At 47.3% G+C, this 18,358-nt stretch carries 20 protein-coding genes and 1 pseudogene; 7 read left to right on the top strand and 14 right to left on the bottom strand.

All coding sequences use genetic code 11. The features are described from left to right. The first annotated feature begins 10 nt into the window (after positions 1-10). The 4 genes and pseudogenes from dltC (at position 11) to PUN35_RS16295 (ending at position 3,505) form a co-directional block, all read left to right on the top strand. Complete coding sequence (gene dltC, locus PUN35_RS16310; protein WP_003227325.1) at positions 11-247, top strand: D-alanine--poly(phosphoribitol) ligase subunit DltC; 237 nt, start codon at positions 11-13, stop codon at positions 245-247. Beyond that, positions 247-1,425: a D-alanyl-lipoteichoic acid biosynthesis protein DltD gene (gene dltD / locus PUN35_RS16305; RefSeq protein ID WP_003227323.1), complete on the top strand. Its 1,179-nt coding sequence runs from the start codon at positions 247-249 to the stop codon at positions 1,423-1,425. The genes dltC and dltD overlap by 1 nt, the downstream gene beginning before the upstream one ends. Positions 1,426-1,515: 90 nt before the next feature. Further along, a pseudogene (locus PUN35_RS16300) lies at positions 1,516-2,273 on the top strand (SDR family oxidoreductase). A gap of 140 nt (positions 2,274-2,413) precedes the next feature. After that, entirely contained in the window at positions 2,414-3,505 is a 1,092-nt protein-coding gene (locus tag PUN35_RS16295) for a branched-chain amino acid aminotransferase (RefSeq protein WP_003244231.1), read from the top strand. Positions 3,506-3,538: 33 nt separating this feature from the next. Here the strand turns inward: PUN35_RS16295 and licH are convergent, their stop codons facing one another. The 7 genes from licH to PUN35_RS16260 all read right to left on the bottom strand — a co-directional run bounded on the left by licH (position 3,539) and on the right by PUN35_RS16260 (position 9,891). Beyond that, positions 3,539-4,867, bottom strand: a complete 1,329-nt coding sequence (gene licH, locus PUN35_RS16290; RefSeq protein WP_014481301.1) for a 6-phospho-beta-glucosidase LicH — start codon at positions 4,865-4,867, stop codon at positions 3,539-3,541. Continuing rightward, a complete protein-coding gene (licA, locus tag PUN35_RS16285) occupies positions 4,864-5,196 on the bottom strand; it encodes a PTS lichenan transporter subunit IIA (protein ID WP_003227313.1) in 333 nt (110 codons plus the stop codon). Before licA ends, licH begins: the two co-directional genes overlap by 4 nt. An 18-nt stretch (positions 5,197-5,214) precedes the next feature. Then, a complete protein-coding gene (licC, locus tag PUN35_RS16280) occupies positions 5,215-6,573 on the bottom strand; it encodes a PTS lichenan transporter subunit IIC (RefSeq protein WP_014481302.1) in 1,359 nt (452 codons plus the stop codon). A 15-nt stretch (positions 6,574-6,588) separates the two neighbouring features. Then, positions 6,589-6,897 (bottom strand): PTS lichenan transporter subunit IIB, encoded by a 309-nt coding sequence (gene licB / locus PUN35_RS16275; protein WP_003218755.1) that lies wholly within the window; start codon positions 6,895-6,897, stop codon positions 6,589-6,591. Positions 6,898-7,025: 128 nt separating this feature from the next. Next, positions 7,026-8,951 (bottom strand): transcriptional regulator LicR, encoded by a 1,926-nt coding sequence (gene licR / locus PUN35_RS16270; RefSeq protein ID WP_033881877.1) that lies wholly within the window; start codon positions 8,949-8,951, stop codon positions 7,026-7,028. A gap of 162 nt (positions 8,952-9,113) precedes the next feature. Next, positions 9,114-9,272: a hypothetical protein gene (locus PUN35_RS16265; protein ID WP_033881879.1), complete on the bottom strand. Its 159-nt coding sequence runs from the start codon at positions 9,270-9,272 to the stop codon at positions 9,114-9,116. A gap of 28 nt (positions 9,273-9,300) precedes the next feature. Next, complete coding sequence (locus PUN35_RS16260) at positions 9,301-9,891, bottom strand: DNA-3-methyladenine glycosylase (protein WP_003227303.1); 591 nt, start codon at positions 9,889-9,891, stop codon at positions 9,301-9,303. Positions 9,892-10,019: 128 nt separating this feature from the next. On the opposite strand from PUN35_RS16260, the gene katX reads away from it, so the two are divergent. Then, positions 10,020-11,663 (top strand): catalase KatX, encoded by a 1,644-nt coding sequence (katX, locus tag PUN35_RS16255; protein ID WP_003243042.1) that lies wholly within the window; start codon positions 10,020-10,022, stop codon positions 11,661-11,663. 103 nt (positions 11,664-11,766) lie between these two features. Next, positions 11,767-12,969, top strand: coding sequence for an MFS transporter (locus PUN35_RS16250; RefSeq protein ID WP_014481307.1), 1,203 nt, complete (start codon positions 11,767-11,769; stop codon positions 12,967-12,969). Here PUN35_RS16250 and PUN35_RS16245 read toward each other — a convergent pair. From PUN35_RS16245 to sigY, 6 genes are read right to left on the bottom strand one after another with little or no spacing between them, the layout of a single operon-like run. Continuing rightward, positions 12,966-13,742: an ABC transporter permease gene (locus PUN35_RS16245; protein WP_014481308.1), complete on the bottom strand. Its 777-nt coding sequence runs from the start codon at positions 13,740-13,742 to the stop codon at positions 12,966-12,968. The genes PUN35_RS16250 and PUN35_RS16245 overlap by 4 nt on opposite strands. After that, the gene (locus PUN35_RS16240; RefSeq protein WP_014481309.1) at positions 13,739-14,626 is read right to left on the bottom strand and encodes an ABC transporter ATP-binding protein; all 888 of its coding nucleotides are present in this window, start codon (positions 14,624-14,626) and stop codon (positions 13,739-13,741) included. Before PUN35_RS16240 ends, PUN35_RS16245 begins: the two co-directional genes overlap by 4 nt. Before the next feature lie 6 nt (positions 14,627-14,632). After that, the gene (yxlE, locus tag PUN35_RS16235) at positions 14,633-14,821 is read right to left on the bottom strand and encodes a sigma Y negative regulator YxlE (protein WP_014481310.1); all 189 of its coding nucleotides are present in this window, start codon (positions 14,819-14,821) and stop codon (positions 14,633-14,635) included. Then, positions 14,818-15,024: a sigma Y negative regulator YxlD gene (gene yxlD, locus PUN35_RS16230; protein ID WP_014481311.1), complete on the bottom strand. Its 207-nt coding sequence runs from the start codon at positions 15,022-15,024 to the stop codon at positions 14,818-14,820. The genes yxlE and yxlD overlap by 4 nt, the downstream gene beginning before the upstream one ends. Next, complete coding sequence (locus PUN35_RS16225) at positions 15,021-15,341, bottom strand: YxlC family protein (protein WP_014481312.1); 321 nt, start codon at positions 15,339-15,341, stop codon at positions 15,021-15,023. The genes yxlD and PUN35_RS16225 overlap by 4 nt, the downstream gene beginning before the upstream one ends. Then, positions 15,334-15,870, bottom strand: coding sequence for an RNA polymerase sigma factor SigY (gene sigY / locus PUN35_RS16220; RefSeq protein WP_014481313.1), 537 nt, complete (start codon positions 15,868-15,870; stop codon positions 15,334-15,336). The genes PUN35_RS16225 and sigY overlap by 8 nt, the downstream gene beginning before the upstream one ends. Positions 15,871-16,081: 211 nt before the next feature. Here sigY and PUN35_RS16215 point away from each other — a divergent pair, with 211 nt between their 5' ends. After that, a complete protein-coding gene (locus tag PUN35_RS16215; protein ID WP_014481314.1) occupies positions 16,082-17,455 on the top strand; it encodes a cytosine permease in 1,374 nt (457 codons plus the stop codon). 14 nt (positions 17,456-17,469) lie between these two features. Here PUN35_RS16215 and PUN35_RS16210 read toward each other — a convergent pair whose 3' ends face one another. Then, positions 17,470-18,300, bottom strand: coding sequence for an NAD(P)H-hydrate dehydratase (locus tag PUN35_RS16210; RefSeq protein ID WP_014481315.1), 831 nt, complete (start codon positions 18,298-18,300; stop codon positions 17,470-17,472). Positions 18,301-18,358 lie beyond the last annotated feature (58 nt).

Here is an 18,358-nt window from a genome sequence, read left to right as displayed (position 1 = left end):
TTAGAAAGCTATGGATTTTAAACAAGAGGTATTAGACGTTTTAGCAGAGGTTTGCCAGGATGACATCGTAAAGGAAAATCCTGATATTGAAATTTTTGAAGAAGGTTTGCTTGATTCTTTTGGAACAGTAGAATTGCTGCTTGCGATTGAAAACCGTTTTGATATTTTAGTGCCGATCACTGAATTTGACCGGGACGTTTGGAATACACCTAACAACATTGTAAATCAGCTGTCTGAGTTGAAATAATGAAAAAGCGTTTTTTCGGTCCAATTATTTTGGCGTTTATTCTATTCGCAGGCGCCATCGCAATTCCATCTTCATGGCTGACAGGCTTCATCACCGATAAGCGTGTGAAAGAGTCAGCAACAGCCTTGAATCCGAGTATGTTTCAAGGGCTATATTTACAAGATCAGATGCTCAAAGATCCGACATATCTTCCGATTTACGGGTCTTCTGAGCTTTCTCGGCTGGACGAGTTCCACCCATCTAATTATTTTCAGGTAAACAATGAGGGATTCACGCCATACCTTGTCGGCAAAGGCGGATCCCAGTCATTGATTCATTCTTTAAACTTCGCTGCCCACATGGATCAGCTGAAGGGCAAAAAAATCGTATTCATCGTGTCTCCGCAATGGTTTATTAAGCGCGGGTCTGATGAACAGCATTTCGCGCCGAACTATTCTGCGCTGCAAGGGCTTGATTTGGCATTTAACGATCAGATCGACCCTGAAATTAAAAAGAAAATGATGAAACGCATGCTTCGCTTTAAGGCTGTGCAAAACGATGCCATTCTTTCTGAGCTGTACAAAGCAATGGTAAACGGCCAGACGTGGAAAGTGAACGCGCTGAAGCCGGCGGCGAAAGTGTATTACAGCATGCTGGAAAAGAAAGATCTGTATTATTCAACGACAGAATCATCCGGGCCAAAGCGCTATATCTCGCAGTCAGTAAAGGATAAGTCATGGTCTGAATTGAATAAACTAGCGGATCAATCGGGCAAACGCCACTCCGGTTCTAACGATTTTCACATCGACAACCCTGTCTATAAAAAGCTGAAGCCGAAAGTGCCTAAGCTGAAAGGGAAAAACAAAGGAAGATCGTATGCGGTGTCACCGGAATATGGCGACTTTGAAATGATGCTCGATATCCTGAAGGATGCGGGCGCAGAGCCTATGTTTGTCACCATTCCTGTTAACGGGAAATGGTACGATTACACGGGCTTCCCGAAAAAAGGACGCACTGACTATTACAAAAAGGTAAATAAACAAATCAGAGCGAAGGGTTTCCAGGTTGCTGATTTCTCAGGGCATGAATATGACCCGTATTTCATGAAAGACACCATTCACATCGGCTGGAAAGGCTGGGTGTATGTCGATAAAGCAATTGACGAATTTTATAAAACCGGAAAAGTCACTTCATCCTGAGCATCTCATAGGACGCGGCTGCATATTTCCTGCTAAGATTTGAAATAGTAAAGGAATCACAGCCAACTTAATTAAGAAGTGTTACATCCAATGAAGATGACAGGCAATACGGTTTTAATCACAGGGGGTTCTGCTGGCATCGGGCTTGAACTGGCCAAGCGCCTGCTGGAGCTCGGCAATGAAGTTATCATTTGCGGGCGCAGCGAAGCACGTCTTGCAGAAGCGAAGCAGCAGCTCCCAAACATCCATACAAAGCAATGTGATGTTGCAGACCGTTCGCAGCGGGAAGCATTGTATGAATGGGCTTTAAAGGAATATCCGAACTTGAATGTTCTCGTCAACAACGCCGGCATTCAAAAGGAAATTGACTTTAAAAAGGGACAGAGGATCTTTTTGTGGACGGTGATGAAATTGAACTTAATTTCCAAGCGCCTGTCCATTTATCCGCCCTTTTCACACCTCATTTGATGAAGCAGCCTGAAGCGGCAATCGTTCAGGTCACATCCGGGCTTGCGTTTAACCCGTTAGCTGTTTATCCGGTGTACTGCGCAACAAAAGCGGCACTTCACTCGTTCTCGCTTACGCTCAGACACCAGCTCCGCGACACGAGCGTGGAAGTGATTGAAATGGTACCGCCTATGGTGGACACGGGCTTAAACCAAAAATCACGCGATAAACAAGGCCTGACGTACCGGGGCATTTCATCTGAAGAATATGTTCAATATTTCTTGGACGGCTTGAAGGAAGGCAAACAGGAGATTACTAATGAACGTGTTGAAGGTCTTCGTGATGCCACTCGCGCCGATTATGACAGGTTATTCGAGCAAATGAACACGCAGGAGAATTAATTTCTCCTGCTTTTTTCATATGAATTTCTTACAAATTTGAGCAAACCTATTGCGATTATTTGTTGAAGGTATACAATAGAATATAATTATTTTCAAATAAGTTTGATAATATAAACAATTTAACAGCAGGGAGATTGACCATGACTAAACAAACGATTCGCGTTGAATTGACATCAACAAAAAAACCGAAACCAGACCCAAATCAGCTTTCGTTCGGAAGAGTGTTTACAGACCACATGTTTGTAATGGACTATGCGGCAGATAAAGGTTGGTACGATCCAAGAATCATTCCTTATCAGCCCTTATCAATGGATCCGGCCGCAATGGTCTATCACTACGGCCAAACCGTGTTTGAAGGGTTAAAGGCTTACGTGTCAGAGGATGACCATGTTCTGCTTTTCAGACCGGAAAAAAATATGGAACGCCTGAATCAATCAAACGACCGCCTCTGCATCCCGCAAATTGATGAAGAACAGGTTCTTGAAGGCTTAAAGCAGCTTGTCGCAATTGATAAAGACTGGATTCCAAATGCGGAGGGCACGTCCCTTTACATCCGTCCGTTCATCATCGCAACCGAGCCTTTCCTTGGTGTTGCGGCATCTCATACGTATAAGCTCTTGATCATTCTTTCTCCGGTCGGCTCTTATTACAAAGAAGGCATTAAGCCGGTCAAAATCGCTGTTGAAAGTGAATTTGTCCGTGCGGTAAAAGGCGGAACAGGAAATGCCAAAACCGCAGGAAACTATGCTTCAAGCTTAAAAGCGCAGCAGGTCGCCGAAGAGAAAGGATTTTCCCAAGTGCTCTGGCTGGACGGCATTGAGAAGAAATACATCGAAGAAGTCGGAAGCATGAACATCTTCTTCAAAATCAACGGTGAAATCGTAACACCGATGCTGAACGGGAGCATCCTGGAAGGCATTACGCGCAATTCAGTCATCGCCTTGCTTAAGCATTGGGGCCTTCAAGTTTCAGAACGAAAAATTGCGATCGATGAGGTCATCCAAGCCCATAAAGACGGCATCCTGGAAGAAGCCTTCGGAACAGGTACAGCAGCTGTTATTTCCCCAGTCGGCGAGCTGATCTGGCAGGATGAAACACTTTCGATCAACAACGGTGAAACAGGAGAAATCGCAAAAAAACTATATGACACGATTACAGGCATTCAAAAAGGCGCTGTCGCAGACGAATTCGGATGGACGACCGAAGTCGCAGCGCTGACTGAAAGCAAGTAAGAAAAAAGCCGGCCCATTACAGGCCGGCTTTTTTTACGCTTCAATTTTGTTGAAAAACTGCGGCAGATACGCTTTGTGCGCCTCCAGCATTTCGTCTAAAATCTGTTTGGCCACAGTATCGGACGGGACAAGCGGGTTAATCGTCATGGCAAGGAGTGCAGTTTGGTAGTCACCTGTAACTGCCGCTTCTGCCGCGACACGTTCAAAGGATTTGATTTGCTGGACGAGGCCACGGACAGACACCGGCAAGTCGCCGACAGCAATTGGCTTAGGGCCAGTTTTCGTCATCACACAGTTCACTTCAACTGCGGAATCGTCTGGAATGCTCGCTATTGCACCATTATTGATTGTGTTCACCGGCTGAATGTCATGTTTATCATTATAAATGGAGCTGATTAAGTTACATGCTGCATCACTGTAGTAAGCTCCGCCCCGTTTTTCCAGCTGCGGCGGTTTGATCGCAAGGTTCGGATCTTTATAAAGCTCGAACAGCTCTTTTTCGACCTTCTGTACGACTTCTGCGCGGGTGCCCTCCGTTTGTGATGCTTCCAGTTCGTGCTCCAGCATCTCTTTTGTTTTGAAATAGTAACGGTGATAGCCGCAAGGGATGACATTGAGCGCTTTTAAGAAATCCGGTTCCCATTCGGCGCCTGAGATATTTTTCATCGTCATCGCGTTTTTCGGGTCGCCCATCGCCTCGATGACTTGCTCCTTCACACTTACGCCGTCCAAGAAAACATCCAGCCCAAATACCATATGGTTCAGTCCGGCGAATTGGACTTCTACGCGGTCCACATCTACATCAAGCGCTTTGGCTACGCCCATTTTGATGCCGATTGGAACATTACAGAGACCGACGACTTTCTTCAGGTTGGCGTAGCGAAGCAAGGCTTCTGTTACCATGCCGGCAGGGTTTGTGAAGTTAACAAGCCAAGCGTTCGGGCAAAGCTCTTCTATGTCCTTTGCGATCTCAAGGATGACCGGAATTGTGCGCAATCCTTTAAACAGGCCTCCCGGGCCGTTTGTTTCCTGGCCAATTACACCATATTTTAGCGGAATGCGCTCATCCTTTGCTCTTGCCTGCAAAAGTCCGACACGGAATTGGGTCGTAACAAAGTCTGCGTCTTTCAGCGCTTTTCTCCGGTCGAGCGTAAGATGAATGTCAATCGGGACGCCAGCTTTTTCAACCATCCTTTTGGCGAGTGTGCCGACAATATTCAGCTTTTCTTCGCCCTCGGGGATATCGACAAGCCATAATTCACGGACAGGCAGCTCATCATACCGTTTAATGAACCCCTCCACTAGCTCGGGCGTATAGCTTGAACCTCCGCCAATCGTTACAATCTTCAATCCTTTTGTCATATGCTTGCTCCCCTTTGCTCGGTGATTTTTTCATATAACTCAATGATCTCTGCAGCCATATCCTTCACTGTCATTGCATTCATTAAATGATCCTGTGCATGAACCATCAGAAGCGTCATTTCCGTCTTTTCTCCGCCCGCTTCATTTTGGATCAGCTCTGTCTGATAATGATGGGCTTTTGACAATTCTTCAGCAGCGTCTTGAAGCTTTTTCCGCGCTTCTTCTGCGTCGCCGCTTTTCGCAGCGGCAATGGCCTCCATTGCGGAGCTTCTACCGTTTCCTCCGTGAAGGATGATTTGAAAAATGATTTGTTCCATTTCCTCATTCACGCGATTCACTTCCTTTCTCTACAGAGCCGCTTCTTTGTCATCTGATGCTGCAGGCGTTTTGACCAGCTCCAGATCGTTTTCTTCTTTCAGCTTCTGCTTATCCCACATTCTGAAGAATGGATAGTAGACAACAAAGGACACGGCAATATTAATGGCTTGCATGACCGCGCCTGAGACTTTTCCTCCAGTCGCCAAATAGCCTGAAAAGATCGGCGGCATGGTCCACGGCACTGCGATACCCGCCGGTTTTGCGACAAGGCCGGTGCTCATTCCGATGTACGTAAGTGTCACTGTGACAAGCGGTGTGATGATAAACGGAAGTAAGAGCATTGGGTTCATGACGATCGGCATTCCGAATATAATCGGTTCGTTAATATTGAAGATGGCCGGTCCGACCGCAAGCTTCCCGAGCTGCTTCATTTGTTTGCTTCGGGCGCGCAGGAACATCGTGACAACCAGTGCCAATGTGGCGCCGCTTCCGCCGATATTGACCCAGATATCGAAAAATTGCTGGGTGAAAATCTTAGGAAGCTCCTCACCGGCTTGGAAGGCGATCCGGTTGGCATCCATTGCGCCGTACCAAATCGGTGCCATGACGCCGCCGACAATGTTTGCACCGTGAAGGCCGCAGGCCCATAAAAGCATTTTGACGGCTTCGGCGACAAGGCTTCCTCCAAGGCTTCCTCCCAGAATGGAAAGCGGAGTCCCCAATAAAACGCTTACAATATTATGAAGGCTTTCAAACGGTGTCGCTTCAACAATCAGCCGGGCTGCCCAAATCAGGAAGATGACGGCAAAGCCGGGGATTAACGCGACAAATGACTTGCTTACCGCCGGCGGGACACCGTCCGGCATTTTGAAGACTAAATTGCGCTGGATAATAAGGCGGTAAATCTCTGTGGACACCATTGCGATAATCATGGCGACAAATAAGCCTTTGCTTCCCATGAGCGAAAGCGGAATCCCGCCGCCAACCATGATTTCTTTCGTCGCGCCATCCGGCATAAAAGGCACTTGATAAGGTGTTGCTAATAAAAATGCCGCAAGGGAAATGGCTCCGGCCGACAAGGCATCAACACCGTATTTCTCGGCGAGCCGGTAGGCGATGCCGAACGCGGCGACAAGACCCATAATTTCAAAGGTCGCGTCGACTGGGTAGGCCAGTTTTTCAGACCAGGAGCTGCCAAACGTTTTTGCCATAAACTCAGCGTATCCCGGGATCGGGAGGTTGCCAATGATGAGGAAAAAGGAACCGATGATAATCAGGGGCATCGTGAGGATGATACCATCACGCAGCGCCTGCAAATGACGCTGTCCCGCAATTCTTCCCGCTATAGGCATGACCTTTTCTTCTAAGATCTGATTGACTTTATTCACATAGCCCGCCCCTCTCTATGACACATGTCCAAGCTGTTCAGCTGATTTCAGCACTTCCGCCCCGTTGCACGTGCCATAATGGACGGTATTAATGACATCTACCGGAACCCCCTTTGACTCTCCTAATTTTTTGAGCTGCGGAAGCATGTAACGGACTTGCGGACCGAGAAGCAATACATCCGCTTTATCGATATGATTTTGTACAGAATCGCCTGAAACTGCCCAAATGGTATAGTCTTTTCCCTGTTCCTGCGCACTTTTTTCCATCTTGCTCACCAGTAAGCTAGTAGACATGCCTGCTGCACAAACGAGTAATATATTCATGTAAAAGACCCCCTAGAGTTTGATCAATTTTGTAATGTCCTGCTGTTGCTATCATCATATTATGAAATCGCTTTCATAAACACTCAGGGTTTTTCCGCAGGCAACGGAAAAAAGGTATATACAGGCTGTCAGCTCAGCATTTTTTGGTCAAACACATCCGAAAGCTCTTGATACGAACGGCATTTGACCAGCTGGTTCACCGCCGCCGGGTCATCCAAAATGCTGCCAAGCAGTTTATACATGCTTTGCAAGTCAGCTTTGTTCTCCTTTTCGACACAAAGCAAACAGACAAATTGAACTCGCTGACTCTCCCAATCGATCGGTTTTTTGAGCGTACAAACAGCCCAAAACGTTGTTTTCGTCTGCGGAACAAGCGGGTGCGGGATGGCAACAAGATTGCCAAAACACGTTGGCGACATGTCTTCTCTTTCAAAAATGGAATCTATGATTTCTTCTCTGGCAAAGCCGCATTCGACCGCTTTCTGCCCTAAAAATTGAATCACTTCTTCTTTTGAGCGCAGATCCTCCTGAAAAAAAACGAGTTCTTTTTTTAGGTAGCGATTGGCTTTTTCCTTTTCATCACTCAGAATAGATTCTATTTTTGTAAAGTCAGTTCCGCCTAAGATGGTGTTAACCTTCAGTACTGGTACAGGGAGCTCTTTTTTAATCGGAATGGTACTGATGACAAAATCAATTGATTCGTAGGACATTTGATCAAGACTATAATACTCAGCCGTTCCAAGAATATCGAGCCGCTTGCCGAAATGGGAACGCAGTTTTTCGCGCAGAAGCTGGGCGCTTCCGGCTCCCGATGCGCATACAATGATACAGCGTTTCGGCGGGCTTTCTGTTTTTTTTCGTTCAATCGCGGCGCCAAAGTGGAGAGCCAAATATCCAATTTCGTTTTCATGAATCTCAATACCCGTTTGTTCCTTTATCACGATTCCGGCAATGATCCCGGCTTCAAAAGCGAGTGGATAATGTTCCTTGATCGCTGCCAGCATCGGATTTCGAAGATTCATGCCGTATCGGTTGCGGCTGATCGCCGGCTTCATATGCAGGGCCAAGCCGATTTTCAGCTCTTTGTCATGCAGGATGCCAAGCTTCAGTTCACGATCAACAGCTTTGATCATGGCAAGTGTCAGCTGATCGGTTTCCTCTTCTATTGAAAATGTGTCCTCTCCGCATTGTGATTGTGTCATTCGTTTTGTGCCAAGGAGATGCATGGTGATGTAGGCCGTCTCTTCTTTCGGAAATGTAACGGAAAGCTTTGATTCCAGCTCTTTTACGATGGCTTCTGCAGCCTGGTACTCCTTTTGATGCAGGATATGATCCATATCTTTCGGGAAAAGAGATACATAGTTTTCCGTTCTAATCCGTTTACAGGCGATAGCAATATGGATAATGAGGTTATTCAGTCCCATGTTGGACAGAGGGATGCGGTCGTTTTTCATTTTTTTCAAGATGGCGGAACGGATGATCTCAATTTCTTCTTTTGGCAAAATATCAGCCTTTTCATTTAAAACATCTATCTCCGTTTCTCTTTCATCAACAATGTACTCCGCCATGCAGTACCTCATCTGCACCTCGTCCCCGCGCAGCTTGAAGCCGTAATTCGGACGTGTTTCCATGACGATGCGGTAAGGCAGCAGACGTTTCTTTACTTCCTTTAAATCCGTTTGGAGTGTAGATTTTGAGATAAATAGTTCTTCAGCAAGTTCATCGAGCTTGAGATAATGGTCCGCCAGCAGCAGACGTTTCATAAGATAGGCCATTCTCTCCTCCGGCAATACCGGCAGGCCCTTTTTTTGCTGAAATACATCTTGCAGCAGTGTTCTGAATACTTGCTCGTCATCAATGCGGAGCTTGTAGCCGGAGCCTCTTACCGATTGTACAAAGGCACCGTGGCCGCTTAGCACACCTTGAAGTTCCTTTATATCATTGCGGGCTGTCCGCATCGTTACGTTTAATTGCGCCGCAAAAAACGAACTTGTCACCGGGGCTTCAGCCGCCATCAGCAAGCGCAGAATATCACGAAGTCGCCCATGAAGCATGAGAAAAACCTCCTATCTAGTAGATGCAGGGATTCAGTGAGTAGGCAGAAAGGATGATGAAGGGGTGCGAAATGTATATAAATTCTATAATGGAGAGAATGGCAAGTCAATGAACATCCGGAGGACTAGAGGGAAAACTGACCTATAAAAAAACAGCCGGGATCAGCCGGCTGTTCTAGATGCGGACATATTCTTTTGTTTACACACCTTGCGATCCTTCATGATTTTTCGAACAATCGGGTAAATGACCGGCGCCCATTTGATAACGGTTTTGATCATCTTTTTCAAAGCTCCGATTCTCCCTTCTTTTTTCTCAACCATTCCCCTGATTGCCTCTTCCTTAAACATGCTAACGCGACACATACCTGTTTCCCGTCACCCAGAAACGCCATGGATAATCGCGTGCCTCCCCGCTGTTGTCAATGCCGATGCGCGGGCCGGTTGAAATTGCTTCCGGTGTGTACCCGCTTTCGATGTAAAGCGGCTGTTCCGTGATCCAGCGTCCGTAGTCATTCATCGTGACGCCAAGCGCTTTTGTCAGCTTTCCGGGTCCATTTGTCCATTCCCTCGGACTCCTGCCCGGCCTTCTCTCCTCCATTAACAGCTGGCCTTCATGCGGCTCAATCGCCCTGATTAATACCGCTTGCGGGACATCCTCTTCCGCGGCAACGACATTCAGCAATGTATGGGTGTGCATCACATATGTATATACCCGCCCAGCTTCTGCAAACATGATCTCAGTCCGCTTCGTCCGGCGGTTGTTAAAGCTGTGTGCCGCTCTGTCTCCAGCCCCCATATAGGCCTCTGTTTCCACAATATAGCCTGACGCTGTGCCTTCGTCTGTTTCTTTTACAAGAAGGCAGCCCAGAAGCGATGGGGCAAGCTCAAGAGCGGTTTTTTGATAAAACGTGATGGGCAGCGGATTTTTTTCTCTCGTCACGAATCGACCTCTCCTTTTACCGATTTTTGTACATTGTACCATTCCCGAAGCAGATCAAAAAAAACGGCTGTTTTAAAATCTTTCCATTCAGGGAATATTGTTACCGTTCAAAAAAGGAGGGCCAACCATTGAAAGATGATCATCAAAACAAGCAGCACCAATCAAATGCCCAAGGGAGCGAGGAAGCGTTTTCTCATAAGACATCCGGGAAAAACGAGTCAGAGGATACCTTAACGAATAGGCAGGGGCATCCTGTTACTGACAACCAGAATGTGAGAACCGTCGGGAATAGAGGGCCTACAACACTTGAGAACTATGATTTTCTCGAAAAGATCAGCCACTTCGACCGGGAACGCATCCCAGAGCGGGTTGTTCATGCCAGGGGAGCAGGTGCACATGGATATTTTGAAGCGTACGGAAGCTTCGGAGACGAACCGATTTCAACATACACAAGGGCCAAGCTCTTTCAGGAAAAAGGCAAGAAAACACCGGCATTTGTCCGTTTTTCAACTGTGAATCATGGAAAACACTCGCCTGAAACATTGAGAGACCCGCGCGGTTTTGCTGTAAAGCTATATACAGAAGACGGAAACTGGGATTTGGTCGGAAACAACCTGAAAATCTTTTTTATCCGCGACCCGCTGAAATTTCCGGATCTTGTACACGCATTTCAGCCTGATCCAGTGACAAACATCCAGGATGGTGAACGTATCTTCGATTTCATTTCTCAATCTCCTGAAGCGACACACATGATCACCTTCTTGTTTTCGCCTTGGGGCATTCCGGCCAACTACCGGCAAATGCAGGGTTCAGGCGTACATGCCTATAAATGGGTGAATGAGGAGGGCAAGGCCGTTCTCGTGAAATACCATTTTGAACCGAAGCAGGGCATCCGCAACCTGACACAGAAGGAAGCAGAAGAGATTCAAGGGAAAAACTTTAACCATGCCACACAGGATTTATATGACGCGATTGAAAATGGCGATTATCCAGAGTGGGAAGTGTATGCACAAATCATGAGCGATGATGAGCATCCTGAACTGGACTTTGATCCTCTTGATCCGACAAAACTGTGGTATAAAGACGATTTTCCATGGAAACCGATCGGCAAATTGGTTCTGAACAAAAATCCGGAAAACTACCATGCGGAAGTGGAGCAAGCTTCATTTGGAACGGGGGTGCTTGTCGACGGGCTTGATTTTTCAGACGACAAATTGCTCCAGGGGCGTACGTTTGCCTACTCTGATACGCAGCGCTACCGTGTAGGCGCAAATTACCTGCAGCTTCCGATCAACTCGCCGAAAAAGCATGTCGCCACCAACCAGGAAGGCGGGCAGATGCAATATCGGGTCGATAGAGCAGAAGGACAAAACCCGCACGTCAACTATGAGCCATCCATTATGGGCGGGCTGAAGGAAGCGAAGCAGGACGGAAAAGACCATACGCCGCATGTCGAAGGTGATGTAAAGCGTGAAGCGATTGACAGAACAAACAACTTCGGACAGGCTGGAGAAACGTACCGGAGATTTACTGAATTTGAGCGGAACGAATTGATTACGAATTTGGTGAATACGCTTTCTACGTGCCGAAAAGAAATTCAGGATCAAATGATTGAGAATTTCACAAAAGCTGATCCTGACTACGGAAAACGTGTAGCAGAAGGGCTAAAAAAGGTTTCCGAAAACAACAGCAACGGGCCGATCGGCACAACTGAAACGGAACAGGCTGCAAAGCAGGCTGAACAGGAGAGCCATCCATCTGATCCGTATTAACAAAAGCGAACAGGGCTTTTTTTGAAGCCCTGTTTTTTTATTTTTCTATTGAAACGCTTTCAACAATTGTGTTGTACTGGAAGGAAAGGGGTGGAGAGATACGATGGAATTACAGCAGGACTTGATTCCTCAGAAAAAAACAATCGGCGCCTTAGATCACGCCGTTTTTTTATGCATGGTATTTTGTTTCTGGTTTTCAGGCTATATTTACGTTCCTGTATTCAGTCTGTATTTGGAGGATCTGCACTTTTCATATGGCGCAATCGGCATCATTCTCGGCAGCTACGGGGTCACGCAAATCCTTCTGCGATTCCCGCTCGGCCTTTTGTCAGACATCCTGTTTTCCTTGCGCAAGCAATTGTTAATTGCCGGGTTCGGCTTTTCCGTCCTCAGCAGCCTGCTTTTTCTGATGTTTGATTCTTTCTTCTTCGTGCTGGCCGCCCGGCTTTTCGCGGGAATCACTGCTTCTACGTGGGTGATGGCGACCATTTTATACGCACATTATTTCAACAATGGCAATGCATCAAAAGCAATGGGCATCATGCAGTTTTTTACCGTCATGCCTCAGTTTGCCAGCATTGTGTTCTGCGGGCTCGCCGCAGCCCATTTAGGGAGGCAGGTTCCTTTTTGGATGGCGCTGGCAGCTTCTGCCGCAGGTCTGGTGATCTGCTGCTTTATTCAGGATCCGTCTGCTCCTCCCGCAAACCGTGGCACCATTCGTGTCAATCAGTACATCAAAGATACATTGCGGCTGCCAAAGCTGAAGCTTTTCACCATCCTGTCTATGACGGCCCATGCCGTATTATTTATCACAGTGTTTGGTTTTACGCCGCTTTACATGAATCAGCTCGGAATGGGCGACGCGGAGCTTCTTTGGGTGATGAGCGCCTTTTTCCTCCCACACGCAGCCGCCACATTAAGCTTTGTGCTTCTGCGTTTTACAAGCCGTATCGCTTACTTCGTGATGCTCATTAGTTTCGCTGTCACCGGGGTCTGTTTGCTATACGTTCCTTTTTCAGCTGCATTGTTCACGGTTTGCATCACACACGCCTGTATCGGACTGGCGCTCGGCTTCGTTTTTCCTCTGCTGCTAAGCCATGTCGTCGAAATCAGTTCTGCCCGTTTAAAAATGTCAGTGATGGGGTTTTATCAATCATTTTATGCGCTAGGCATCTTCCTCGGGCCCCTTCTTGCCGGAAAAATCGCACAGCTTGTCGGGCTTGCGGGAGTTTTTTATGGAGCCGGGTCTCTGGCATTTGCCGCCTTTTTTGTGATGCTCGCGCAAAAACGTAACATGATCAATTAATAGCTTTCATACCGCCGGAAGCGCCACACAGAAAACACGGCCAGAAGCATGATGTACAGAATGGAGAAAGTGAGTGACCATCCGAAAAAATCTGCCCGCTCTCCATGAAGAAGGATATGCTCCGCCTGCTTGCAAATCTCAGCCGGAAGCCACTTCGCACCATCTGGAAATAATGAAACAACAAAGGAAACGGCTGCTGTGAGCCCGATCCCGCAAGCCGCAGCTGCTCCGACAGACCGGAATATCGTACTTCCGGCAAGGCCGGCGGTCACAATAAATATCACCCAAAGCGCGTAAAGGCCAAGGCTTGCGGCAAAGCGGCTGAATGATGCGTCCTCAAACAGCAGCCGGACGTAATAGTAAGCAAGCCCGTATCCAGCTGCAAACGACATAATGCCGATCACGCTTTGGATGAGCCATTTACTCACGATATAATGGGCTGCCGTCACAGGCCGCGACATAATCAGCGCTGTTACCCCTTGATTTCTTTCATTGGCTACACTGCCCATCACGCTAAAGATGACCAGAGCCATGCCAAGCGTGTTGAATTGAGAAAGCGTGCTGACCATCACTTCAGACCCGGAGGGCATCGTAAAACTGATTTTCATGCCGTCAGGAAGGTTCCCTCCATGTGCGATGATTTCCGGCATATAATAAATGGTCAGCGGCTGTGTCAGCCCGACGATCATCATCGCAATCGGCAGCCAAATCAGCTTGCCGCTTTTCCATCCTTCCAGCCACTCCTTCTGCAATAGCGCCATCATCACCTTCATGCGTGCACCACCTTTAGATAGACGTCTTCTAGAGACTCCGTTTTCTGTTCAAAGCGGGTGACGGTCAATCCCTTTCGGATACAGTCACTTAATAATGACCGGCCAGCGTGTATATCAGGCAGCTCGAAAACCGCTTGGGACGGATTCTTATAGACAATAGCTGAGACGTAAGGCTTCTCTTCAAGCCAACCTTCCAGCTTCTCTTTCACTGAAAGGGTAAAAACGTTCGTTTGCTGCTGTTGTTTCAGCTCCTGTAACTCGCCTTTCCATGAAATTTCACCGTTTTTCATAATCACCACTTGATCACACACCTGCTCTGCATCGTGCAAAACATGTGTAGAAAACAGAACGGCCATATGCTTTTTCAGCTCCCGCATTATGTCCAGCACCTCGAACCGCCCTGTCGGATCAAGAGCAGACACCGGTTCATCCAATATCAAAAACTGCGGTTTATGGAGCAGTGCCTGTGCCAGACCGAGTCTTTGTTTCATGCCTCCTGAATAGCCCCCGATCCTTTTGTGCGCCGCTTCGTGCAAACCGACAAATTCCAGCATCTCACCGATTTCCTCTTGGCATTTTCTCTTCGAAAGGCCGGACAGTCTCCCCGCAAATGTCAAAAATTCATTTGCGGTCATCCACGAATAAAAAGCAGGATACTGCGGGAGGTACCCAATCAAACGCCGATCCAGCTTTTTCTCTCCTAACAGCTTTATGGTTCCAGAGGTTGGCGAAAGCAGTCCGGCCAGCATTTGCAGAGTCGTGGTTTTGCCGGCTCCATTAGGTCCTAATAGTGCGACACACTCATTTTCATTCACGTGAAAACTGACATTCTTTACAGCTTCATGGTGCCTGTACGATTTGCATAATGATTCAATAGACAGCATATCGGCTTACCTTTGCTTTCTGCCGACGGTAAAAAACAAAATCGGCCCGATAATATTGATACATACGATGATTGCAGCCCACATCCACTTTGGCCCGTTCGTCCGCTCTTCTTTTATACAGCTGATGAGGGCAAAAACCGCCAAAGCCAGCTGTAATACAACCAGCGGCAAAATCATTTCCCAAGAAATATTCATTGCTTGATCCCCCTTTTCTTCCGATCCGGCCTAATGACAAAAAAGTAATAACAAATCAGAGGCATCGGTGCTGTAATCAGTCCGACAATTCCCCAAATCCATGCCATGCGATTTCGTTTTTTCGCATCAATAAATAAAAAGATTCCCTGCGCCAATACGATGAGATAAGCCGCAACCGTTATGACGATTTCTGTTTGTGTCATCTGCGTTTCACCTCGCATTCGCCGAGATGCCTTTTTTTCTCAGCCGCAATCAAAATCGGCAGCACCGCAAGCACACAAACCTGAAGCACAATAAACACAGCAGGAGCTTGAGTGAAAGCATAGATTGCAGCACTCACAACCATCAGTGCGCAGAATACAAATAAAATGATCTCTTGAAGAAGTTTTTTTCTGTATTCAGCTTTCATTTGTGACAGCTGGTGAAGCAGTTCTTTTTGATTCGGTATAGAGGGATTGGCTGTTTGATCAATTTTTTTCCATTCTGACTTCAAATGATCAGAAAGCTTTTCTTTATTCATCGTCCCACTCCTTTCTGATTTGCTGGAGCCCTTTATGAACTCTGGACTTTACAGTGCCTTCTTTGATTTGAAGCATCATCCCGATTTCGGCGTAGGTATAGCCGTAGTAATGCCTTAATAAAACTGGTGTGCGCAGTTTAGGGTCCAGCTTTGAAAACAGATCGAGCGTTTCGCTCCACTCTGCCCCTTTCGCCGACACGTCCCACTTGATCTTGCGGATTGTTTCCTCCGTAACTGTCTGATTCCGTTTCCATTCTCTCTTTCTCTTTTTCTGGTGATCGAGATAGAGCCGCGATGCAATGGAGATCAGCCACGTGGAGAATTTTGAACGGCCCTGAAAGCTTCTTAAATGGATGTACCCTTTCAGAAAGGTTTCCTGAACAAGTTCCTCGCTGAGATCGGGGTGAAGGGAAAGCTTTAACAAGTATTTATATAAGAAAGAATAGTGATAGTGGAAAAGGGCTGTAAACGCCTCGTCGTTTCCCTCTTTCGCCTGCTGTATCAGCCGCTGTTCTTCTTGTGTATCCAATGACCATCATCCCCCCTTTTTTGTTTTTCTGCCTTATGAGACGACACCGGATTCAAAAGCGTTCATCTTTTTTACAATTCTTTTCAGCCATTGACAGATCAAGCTTCCCGGCCGTTTGGCTGCATATCCTTATTTGTAAACCCCCTCATAGTCTGTTAAGCTATGACTTTATGTCGATTTCAAAAAAACATCCAATATGGAGGACGATGCATTGAAAGTAGAAAGGCGAACGATTGAATATATTCCGAATGAAGAAAGACATGGTAAAGCGAAAGATTTATTTCCCGTATGGTTCGGGGCTAATATGCATATCACCACGTTAGTGACCGGCACGATTCCCGTTGCAATGGGACTTAATCTGTTTTGGAGTGTTGCCGCTATTATTTGCGGAACCTTAATCGGTGCCATATTTATGGCGTCTCATTCCGCACAAGGCCCTCAGCTAGGCATCCCGCAAATGATTCAAAGCCGTGCCCAATTCGGCGTAATCGGAGCGATTCTTCCCCTCTTCTTAGTCATGTTTATCTACCTTGGTTTCTTCGCAAGCAGCACGATTCTGGCGGCCGGAACCTTAAGCAGCTTTGTTCCCATCCCGGGAACATGGAGCATTATAGGCTTAAGCGCCGTATGTTTTTTACTCACCATTTTCGGCCATGATTTGATTCACAAAATGCAAAAAATCCTTTCTTGGACCTCTTTTGCTGTATTTTTTGCTGCAACGATTCTCATTTTTCAATTGCCGATTCCAGCAGGCAGCTGGATTCCCGGAGCGATTGATCTGCCAATTTTCTTGGTGGCAGTCAGCGCAGTTGCGACGTGGCAGCTTGCCTACGCGCCGTATGTTGCCGATTATTCAAGATATCTGCCAGTTAAAACACCGGCTTCAAAAACATTTTGGTACAGCTATGCAGGTACATCTGTCAGCTCCATCTGGATGATGCTGCTCGGCGCATTGCTGACAACCTCACTTCCTGACTTTACGGCAAACTCAGGCAGCCAGATTGTCCAATTGTTCGGTCCCTTCTCGTTTATTATGCTGATCATTGTGTTATTTGGGCAAATGGCAATCAATGTTTTTAACCTGTATGGGGCCTTCATGTCCACGACAACAACGCTGGAGCCGTTTCTGAAATTAAAAGTCACGCCCAAAGTCAGAATCATCATGATCCTGGGCGTCACGCTTGTCGGCACAGTCTTAAGCCTACTGGGACAGAGCAATTTTATGGAGCTGTTTTTGAATTTTATCTTTTTCATCAGTTATTTCTTAATTCCGTGGACGGCAATCAATTTAGTCGATTACTACTTCGTTCGCCACGGAAAGTATCAAGTCAAAGCCATGTTCGACGTAAACGGGCCTTATGGAAAGGTCAATTGGATCACCACAATTGCGTTCGTTCTGTCTATCTTGCTGGAAATTCCGTTTATCAACACAAGCTTTTACATCGGACCGCTTGCCAAAATGTTTGGCGGCGGAGACATCGCATGGATTATCGGCTTGGCCGTGCCTTCTGTGCTTTACTATGTATTAATGAAACCGCGTCTGAAAAAACGGGCGGGGTATCAAGAAAAGCTGTCTTCTCTCTGAAGACAGCTTTTTTATCATTCAAATCGTTTCCACACGCGGGGCAGGATGTCAGATAGCTCATGAGCGAGCAACGTATGAGCGGAGTGCTCGTCCGTCCAGAGCTCGGCGCACGCACCATGCAAATAGACCGCGTTTAATATGGCGTGCTTTGGATCTTCATGGCAGCAGAGCATCCCCAATATCATGCCCGCCAGTGTGTCACCGGTTCCGCCCTTGGCGAGCGCCCCGTTTCCGGTTGGATTGAGCCAGCAGTCTCCATCAGGAAACGCGATGACGGTTTGGTTTCCTTTTAACACAATGACAGTCTGCAGCTGAGCCGCCCATTCCTTTGCATATTCCGCTCTTTTTTTCTGCAATTCGTTCACGGGCATCCCTGTCATTCGGGAAAACTCGCCCGGGTGCGGCGTGAGGATGACGGGGGCCTCTCGTTTCGGATATGTGCGCTTCGCCAGCGCTCCGGCATCCAAAATAACAGGACAATCAGCCGTAAGCACATGATCGACTGCCTGCTGTACGCTTTCCGTTTGCGGAAGGCCCGGTCCGATGGCAATGGCCCGGTACGTCTCTTCAAGCTGAGCATCCGCCGCCTTTTTCCAGCCGTCACGCCAATAGGTCGCCTCGGGCAAAACAGGAACAATTAGCGGGATTACGCTTTCTGATGTACCGATGACAAGCTTGCCGAGACCGCTCCGCATGGCCCCAAGCCCTGCAAGCAGCGCTGCCCCCGGCATGTCGTCACTTCCAGCCAGCAGCAAAGCCGTACCGTACGTGCCTTTATGGCTCTCCGCATCTCTTTCAGGAAGCGTGGCCCTTACATGCTCTTCCGTCCAATATGGAACATTCATCTCTATCCCTCCTCTGCTTTCTTTTCCTATTTTTCCTGTCCCTTTTCTTTTTCAAACA

Origin of the sequence: Bacillus sp. N3378-2at (assembly GCF_033412715.1) — a bacterium.
GTDB classification, from domain to species: domain Bacteria; phylum Bacillota; class Bacilli; order Bacillales; family Bacillaceae; genus Bacillus; species Bacillus subtilis.
This window is presented reverse-complemented; position numbering and strand designations above follow the sequence as displayed.